Below are 7,506 nucleotides of genomic sequence, written 5' to 3' on the forward strand. Positions count from 1 at the left end.
CCTCTTTAGCAAAGAGGGGGATTGTCCTACAAATACTTCCTAGCCACTTCCTGATCCGAAAAATGATGCTTAGTTGTGCCAATAATTTGGTAATCTTCATGTCCTTTGCCAGCAATCAAAATCACATCTTGCGGTTTTGCTTGCAGAATGGCAGTTTTAATCGCTTGTTCGCGATCATGAATGACTTGAACAATACCAATATTCTCAAAGCCCTTAAGAATATCTGCCATAATGTTCTGATTATCTTCAGTACGCGGATTATCATCTGTCGCAATCACACGATCTGCAAGCTGTTCAGCAATTTTTGCCATCATTGGACGCTTACCCGCATCACGATCGCCCCCACAGCCAAAAATACAGTAGAGTTCGCCTTCAGTGTGAAGTCTTGCAGCTTGTAATGCTTTTTCTAAAGCATCTGGCGTGTGGGCATAATCAACCAACACCAGCGGGCGATTTTCCGCAGTCACACACTCCATCCTTCCAGCCACGCCTTTAAGAAGCGGTGCAGTTTCAACTAATTTTTGCAAATCATGACCAAGCGCTAACAAGCCGGCTAATGCTAGCAGTAAATTGGCGACATTAAATTCTCCAATTAACTGGCTATGTAAAGTACCATTGCCCCAGCTTGATTCAAATTCAGTGGTCGCACCTTGTAAGGTAAACGTAACACGAGTCGCTTTAACATATCGGTGTGAAGTTTGAAAATCAGGATTTACGCTCACTGCAACGGCATCAGGCAATTTGGCTAACCAATCTGCACCCGTTTCATCATCGGCGTTTAACACCTTAGCCTTAGTATTAAGCTCACTAAATAAACGGAATTTTGCCGCAGAGTACTCTTCCATTGTGTGATGATAATCAAGGTGATCTCGACTCAAATTAGTAAACATTGCCAAATCAAATTGTAATGCTTCCGTACGATACTGCACTAAACCGTGAGAACTCACTTCCATCGCACAAAAATCAGCACCAAGCGTAATAAAGTTTGCAAGATTTTGTTGAATTTCAACTGCAGAGCCTGTGGTGTTAGCCGCTTCTTGAACTTGCCCAAATAAGCCATTACCAATCGTGCCCATCACAGCAGATTTGCCACCCAGTAAATTATGCCATTGTGCTAATAACTGAGCTGTTGTCGTTTTGCCATTTGTGCCGGTAATGCCCGCTAACGTTAATTTTTCGCTTGCGTTGCCATAAAATGCCCCAGCAATTTCAGAAAGACGTTTTGCTAAATGGGGCACATTCAACACACAAGCGGTCGAATTTGTAAAATCTTTTGCAATTTCTACCGCTTGCACGCCTTCGTCTGCTTCCGCCAAAATCAGGCTTACACCTTGTTCAATCGCTTTGGGAATAAAGGTTCTGCCATCCACATTATGCCCTTTTAAGGCAATAAACAGATCGCCGTTGCCCACTTTGCGGGAATCGAGCGTCATTTTTGCAAGCGGTGAAATTTGCACGTTATCTTGCAATTGAGGGAAAAAGGTGAGTAATCGTTTCATTATTCGGCTTATTCTGTTAGGTTATCTGGTTTAATATTATACGCTTTTAGCGTATAGCCCATAATTTGTGAGAACACAGGAGCGGAAACCGCACCACCATAATATTTGTCTTTGCTTGGTTCATTAACCAACACCACCAATGCAAAACGCGGGTTACTTGCTGGGGCAAGACCTGCGGTATAAGCGAGGTATTTTTCTACATATTGCCCTTTTTCGAGCTTACGTGCTGTCCCTGTTTTGACCGCCACACGGTAACCATCAACCATTGCACGGGCTCCGCCTTCGCCTTTTTGGGCAACACTTTCCATCATATGTACCACATCACGGGTAATTTTCTCAGGCAATACACGTTCGCCAATCACAGGTGGATCCACTTTGGTTATTGAAAGTGGGCGATAAATGCCGAAGCTGCCAAGGGTTGCATAAGCACGAGCTAGTTGAAGCGGGGTAACATTCAAGCCATAGCCATAAGCCAAGGTCGCTCGTTCAATATCTGACCAACGTTTGCGGTCACCATTAGTGCCGCGCTGTTCGCCCAAGCCTAAACCTGTATCTTTACCAAAACCAACTTTGCTATAAGTATCAACCAGTGCGGTAGAAGGCATACGCAACGCTAAACGGCTCACCCCGATGTTACTTGATTTCTGTAAGATACCCGTAATCGAGAGGCTATCACGCGGTGCCACATCGCGGATGGTGTGTCCATTTACCACAAATGGATGTGTGTTAATCACTTCATCACGGTAGGTTACGCCGTTTTGTAAAGCGGTTAAAACCGTGAAAGGTTTTACCGTTGAACCTGGCTCGAATGTATCGGTAATCGCACGATTACGCATCAACTCAGGTTTAAATTCGGCACGGTTATTCGGATTGAAGGACGGTGCATTTGCCATGGCTAAAACTTCTCCCGTTTGTACATCGACCAACACTGCCGTGCCTGAAATCGCATTATTCTCTTTTACTGCATTTTTGATTTCACGATAAACCATCGACTGCAAGTCTTGGTCGATACTTAGCACCACATCTTGCGGGTTGTACTCTTTCTCATCACGAATATTCTCAATAATATTGCCACGGGCATCTTTACGAATAACCTGTTTACCGCTTTTACCAATGAGTAAAGTATCAAAGCTACGTTCAAGCCCTTCTGAGCCGTGTTTATCGTCAATATCGGTAAAGCCAATGAGCTGCGAAGCCTCTTCTACTAACGGGTAAAAACGGCGAGATTCTTCACGTAAGACTATCGCATCTAATTTTAACTCTTGTGCATAACGGGCAATACTTTCTGTTTCGTGGCGTGCTAAATAGATAAAACGTTGACGATGAGCCTTATATAGGCGCTCCATCATTTCGTTATAAGGCACTTTTACACTTTTTGCGAAGGCTTGCCATTTATCTCGCTCTAATTTGGCTTCAGCATTTTCTAACTGAACAAAATACGAATTTGGATTTTGCCTCACCTCTACTAATTTTTCAGGTGAAATGCCTGTAGATTCTGAAAGCAATGTCCAATATTTTGGATCTTGCGTATTCAAAATAGCACGAGGATCAACATCCACTTTTTCAGCAGAAAGGTTCTTTTTATCTAAAAATTGTTGAATACTTTTGACTATCTTGCTTTTGGAACTCCCCGTTTCAATGGCAAGAGCGATCAAGGTTTCTTCAGAACGTTTAATCTTGCTATCAAAATATTCGCGTGGGTCGATGGTAATAGAATACATCGGAGCACTAACCGATAAAAATTTACCGTTTCGATCTAAAATACTCCCACGTGTGAAAGGTAATTCAATGGTGCGTAGAGAGCGGTTGTTTGCTTCTTTAATTAAGCGAGGGGAATGAATGACTTGCACCACAACGGCTTGAAAAACCAGTGCAAAAACAGCAATACCTACCCCCCCCAAAATGAAATAAAAGCGTTTTGGGAGATAACTTGCTTTCTCTTCTTGATTTTCAGCACCATTATTTTCTTGTTTACGTTTGAAAAAATCAAAGAATGATTTTTGCTTATCTTTTTGTTTCACTCCCCGTGCCATGCTGAATTCCTATTTTTTCTCTAATAAAATGACTTCTTGCTCTTTCTTAATGGATTGTAATTCTGCTTTGGTTGCAAACGCACTGATCCGATTTTCTCGGCTTGCACTATTTTCTTCGAGTTGTAAGTGAATATATTGGTTTTCTAACTTACGATTAGCCTTGACTAACTTGCCTTGCTCTGCGGTTAAAAGGCGTGTTTGGGCAGTAATCCACACCGTTGCAAGTGCAGTAACAACGATTAAAGCAAGCAATAACAACGCGAATTTATTCCGCCCAATTAAATCTTCAAAAATTTCCTGCCCTAACGGATAACGTTCATTTTCTGCCATTTTTATTCCTTAACGTTTCTCTGCCACACGCAACACAGCACTACGTGAACGCGGGTTAGCCTCAATCTCTGCCTCGCTTGGCATAATCGCCTTACCAACGGCTTCCAGCGGAATATCTTTGTTCAATTCGCTTTCTAAAATCGGCAAGCCACGCGGCACTTCTTTGCCTTTGCTGTTTTTCTTGATGAACTGCTTCACCATTCGGTCTTCTAACGAATGGAAGCTGATGATCGATAAACGCCCTTCGGGGGCTAACACGCTTAACGCAGAGCTTAACGCTTTTTCCAGCTCGTCCAATTCGCTATTGATAAAGATGCGAATCGCTTGAAATGAACGGGTCGCAGGGTGTTTGTGCTTATCTTTAAACGGCACAGCATCGCTGATAATTTGGGCTAATTGCAAAGTACGGGTAATTTTTTGACCGCTTGTTTTGTTGAAATTCACGATAGCCGTTGCAATACGTTTAGCAAAACGCTCTTCACCAAATTCTTTCAGCACCCACGTTAAATCATCAATCGAAACTTGATCGAGCCATTCGGCAGCAGATAAGCCTTTGGTGGTGTCCATTCGCATATCGAGCGGCCCATCACGCATAAAGCTAAAACCACGCTCTGCATCGTCTAATTGTGGAGAAGAAACGCCAAGATCGAGCAAAATACCATCAATTTTACCCGTTAAGCCCAGCTCTTCGCACACTGCTGGAATTGCTGAAAAAGTGGTATGGAAAATCTGAAAACGCGGGTCTGAAATAGTTTTAGCTTCTTCAATCGCACGAGGATCGCGATCAGTGGCAATTAAACATCCATTTTTGCCTAGCTGAGAGAGGATAAGTCGTGAGTGCCCACCACGCCCAAAAGTCCCATCAATATAGATGCCGTTTGGTTTGATTGCCAAGCCTTCCACGGCTTCGTGGAGTAAAACGGTGATATGCTTATGGTGTGTATCGCCCATCGTGTAGCCTTAAATGAAATGTTATTTTAATAAGAGGTTATCACCAGAAAGAAGTTCCCTGGCAAAAGGCTGAATTTTATCGGTTCATATTAGGTCGGGCAAGCGGTTTTCTAAATTTGTTTAGGATTATTGGCAAAAACTTGATACTATGCTGAACGTCATTTCACAAGCGGTAGAATTTTACCGAAGTTTTGCAGCAATACCCTTCGCTCTCTCCGTTTACGTAGGGAGCTGTCGCAAAGCGACTGAGGGAGGGATTGCAACAAAGTTGCAAGAATTTATTATACTAAAATTATTTATTCCCCTCCCTCCGCCTTCGGCACCTCCCTCCGTAAACGGAGGGAGGGAAGTTATAACAACAATAACATCCAAAAGAAAATCCAATGATAGTCGATCCTAATTATCAACAAGAATTAGAAAAATACGAAAACCCTGTACCCTCACGCGAATTTATTTTACAAACCATACGCCAATTTGATGCACCAATGAGTCGCGAAGCACTGCTTAAAGCCTTCCATATTTACGATGAAGAACGCACCGAAGGCGTGCGTCGTCGCTTACGTGCGATGGAAAACGATGGGCAGTTAGTTTTTACCAAAGGGAAACGCTATGACCTACCTGAAAAAATGGATTTACTCAAAGGCACGGTCATCGGTCATCGCGATGGCTATGGCTTTTTGCAAGTTGAAGGAGCAGATAAAGGTAACGATTGGTTTATTCCAAACGTACAAATGAACCGTGTGATGCACGGCGATTTTGTGCTTGCTCAACCAAATGGAACAGATCGCCGAGGACGTAAAGAAGTGCGTATCGTACGCGTGTTAGAAGCCCGTAAAAAACAGCTCGTTGGTCGCTTTTTCCTTGAAAGCGGCATCGGGTTTGTCGTACCAGATGATAGCCGTATCACGCAAGATATTTTGATTCCTGATGAATACCGCCAAGGTGCTCGAATGGGGCAAGTGGTGGTAGTTGAGCTATTTGAACGCAAAGCCAGTTTTAATCGCCCGATGGGGAAAATCACCGAAATTTTAGGCGACAATCTCGCCCCTGGTATGGAAATCGAAATCGCCTTACGTAACCACGATATTCCGCATGTTTGGGGTGAGGCAGTTGAAAAACAGATCCGCCATTTTAGCGAAGACGTCCCCGAAGAAGCAAAAAAAGGGCGAGTGGATTTACGAAATCTACCGCTTGTGACCATTGATGGCGAAAGTGCCCGCGATTTTGACGATGCGGTATTCGCCCAAAAAGAGCCAAACGGCTGGCGTTTATGGGTGGCTATTGCCGATGTAAGCTACTACGTTCGCCCAAAAACGGCTCTGGATTTAGAAGCGGCAAATCGCGGAAACTCAGTCTATTTCCCAAATCGGGTGATCCCAATGTTGCCTGAAGTGCTTTCCAACGGCTTATGCTCGCTCAATCCGCAGGTGGATCGCTTATGCTTGGTAGCAGAAATGACGGTTTCCGAGCAGGGTGAACTTACAGGCTATGAATTTTATGAAGCGGTGATGAATTCACACGCACGTTTAACCTACACCAAAGTGTGGAAAATGTTGGAGGGCGATGAGGCATTGCGTGAGCGTTATGCCCCGCTTGTCCCGCATATCGAAGAACTTTATCGCTTATATAATGTACTGGCAGAGGCTCGCCAAAAACGGGGAGCGATTGAGTTCGAAACAGTCGAAAATCAATTTATTTTTAATCCTCAGGGAAGAATTGAACGAATTGAACCGCTTGTTCGCAACGATGCCCACAAACTGATTGAAGAGTGTATGATTTTGGCAAATATCGCTTCGGCACGCTTTGTGGAAGAAGCGAACGAGCCAGCGTTGTTCCGTATTCACGACAAGCCAAGCGAAGAGAAACTAACTAGTTTCAAAACCTTTATTCGTGAATGTGGCTTAACGTGGAATGTAGGCTTAGATCCAACACCTAAAGATTATGCGGCATTGATTAAGCAGCTTGAAGGTCGCCCAGATCGCGAGCTTATCCAAACGATGTTGCTCCGCTCACTCAAACAAGCAGTTTACGCAGCGGATAACGTAGGGCACTTCGGCTTGGCATTAACCGAATACGCTCACTTTACTTCACCAATTCGCCGTTACCCCGATTTACTGTTGCACCGTGCAATTAAATATTTAATCGAAAAGGGAAAAGGTAATACCAGAAATTACACGGAGGGTGGCGGTTACCATTATAAATTGGACGACATCGATCAATTCGGAGATAAATGCTCTGCTACCGAACGCCGAGCAGATGAAGCAACCCAAGAGGTGGCAGATTGGTTGAAATGCGAATTTATGCAAGACCATTTAGGCGAAGAGTTTGAAGGTGTGATTTCCTCCGTCACAGGCTTCGGTCTGTTCGTGAAATTAGACGAGTTGTTAATTGATGGCTTAGTACACATTTCTACGCTTAAAAACGACTACTACTATTTCGATGCAGACAGACAGCGTTTAGTTGGTGGTTCAGGCATCATTTACCGCTTGGACGACAAAGTAAAAATACAAGTAATCAATGTAAATTTAGACGAGAAAAAAATCGACTTTGCCCTGTTAGACAACTTCCGCAAAGGAATGAACCTCGGTAAAACCGCCAAACAAAAAGCTAAAAAGACAGAGAAACCTGTGTTCAAAGGAGTGAAAACTTTCAAGAAAGAGAAACCTAGAAAGGAGAAAACGAAAAAGAAAAAA

The 7,506-nt window shown here is 43.5% G+C and carries 5 protein-coding genes; 1 reads left to right on the forward strand and 4 read right to left on the reverse strand.

Annotated elements, in window-relative coordinates; translation table 11 throughout:
* Window positions 1-26: 26 nt before the first annotated feature.
* The 4 genes from murE to rsmH are packed head-to-tail and all read right to left on the reverse strand — an operon-like array spanning window position 27 to window position 4,813.
* Window positions 27-1,499 (reverse strand): UDP-N-acetylmuramoyl-L-alanyl-D-glutamate--2,6-diaminopimelate ligase, encoded by a 1,473-nt coding sequence (gene murE, locus QMF79_RS02340; RefSeq protein ID WP_281772611.1) that lies wholly within the window; start codon window positions 1,497-1,499, stop codon window positions 27-29.
* An 8-nt stretch (window positions 1,500-1,507) separates the two neighbouring features.
* Window positions 1,508-3,532 (reverse strand): penicillin-binding transpeptidase domain-containing protein, encoded by a 2,025-nt coding sequence (locus QMF79_RS02345; RefSeq protein ID WP_281772612.1) that lies wholly within the window; start codon window positions 3,530-3,532, stop codon window positions 1,508-1,510.
* A 9-nt stretch (window positions 3,533-3,541) separates the two neighbouring features.
* Window positions 3,542-3,862, reverse strand: a complete 321-nt coding sequence (gene ftsL / locus QMF79_RS02350) for a cell division protein FtsL (protein ID WP_281772613.1) — start codon at window positions 3,860-3,862, stop codon at window positions 3,542-3,544.
* 9 nt (window positions 3,863-3,871) lie between these two features.
* Window positions 3,872-4,813, reverse strand: a complete 942-nt coding sequence (gene rsmH, locus QMF79_RS02355; RefSeq protein WP_281772614.1) for a 16S rRNA (cytosine(1402)-N(4))-methyltransferase RsmH — start codon at window positions 4,811-4,813, stop codon at window positions 3,872-3,874.
* Window positions 4,814-5,196: 383 nt separating this feature from the next.
* Between rsmH and rnr the strand changes: the two genes are divergently transcribed.
* Window positions 5,197-7,506 (forward strand): ribonuclease R (gene rnr / locus QMF79_RS02360; protein WP_281772615.1); only part of this gene is annotated, 2,310 nt, incomplete at its 3' end.

Origin of the sequence: Pseudohaemophilus parahaemolyticus, assembly GCF_938021905.1 — a bacterium.
In the GTDB taxonomy this organism is placed as follows: domain Bacteria; phylum Pseudomonadota; class Gammaproteobacteria; order Enterobacterales; family Pasteurellaceae; genus Haemophilus_A; species Haemophilus_A parahaemolyticus_B.

What these genes read in the sequence shown, in the direction of transcription:
- murE (WP_281772611.1), bottom strand. Translation starts at nt 1,499, where the DNA reads ATGAAACGATTACTCACCTTTTTCCCTCAATTGCAAGATAACGTGCAA.
- QMF79_RS02345 (WP_281772612.1), bottom strand. Translation starts at nt 3,532, where the DNA reads ATGGCACGGGGAGTGAAACAAAAAGATAAGCAAAAATCATTCTTTGAT.
- ftsL (WP_281772613.1), bottom strand. Translation starts at nt 3,862, where the DNA reads ATGGCAGAAAATGAACGTTATCCGTTAGGGCAGGAAATTTTTGAAGAT.
- rsmH (WP_281772614.1), bottom strand. Translation starts at nt 4,813, where the DNA reads ATGGGCGATACACACCATAAGCATATCACCGTTTTACTCCACGAAGCC.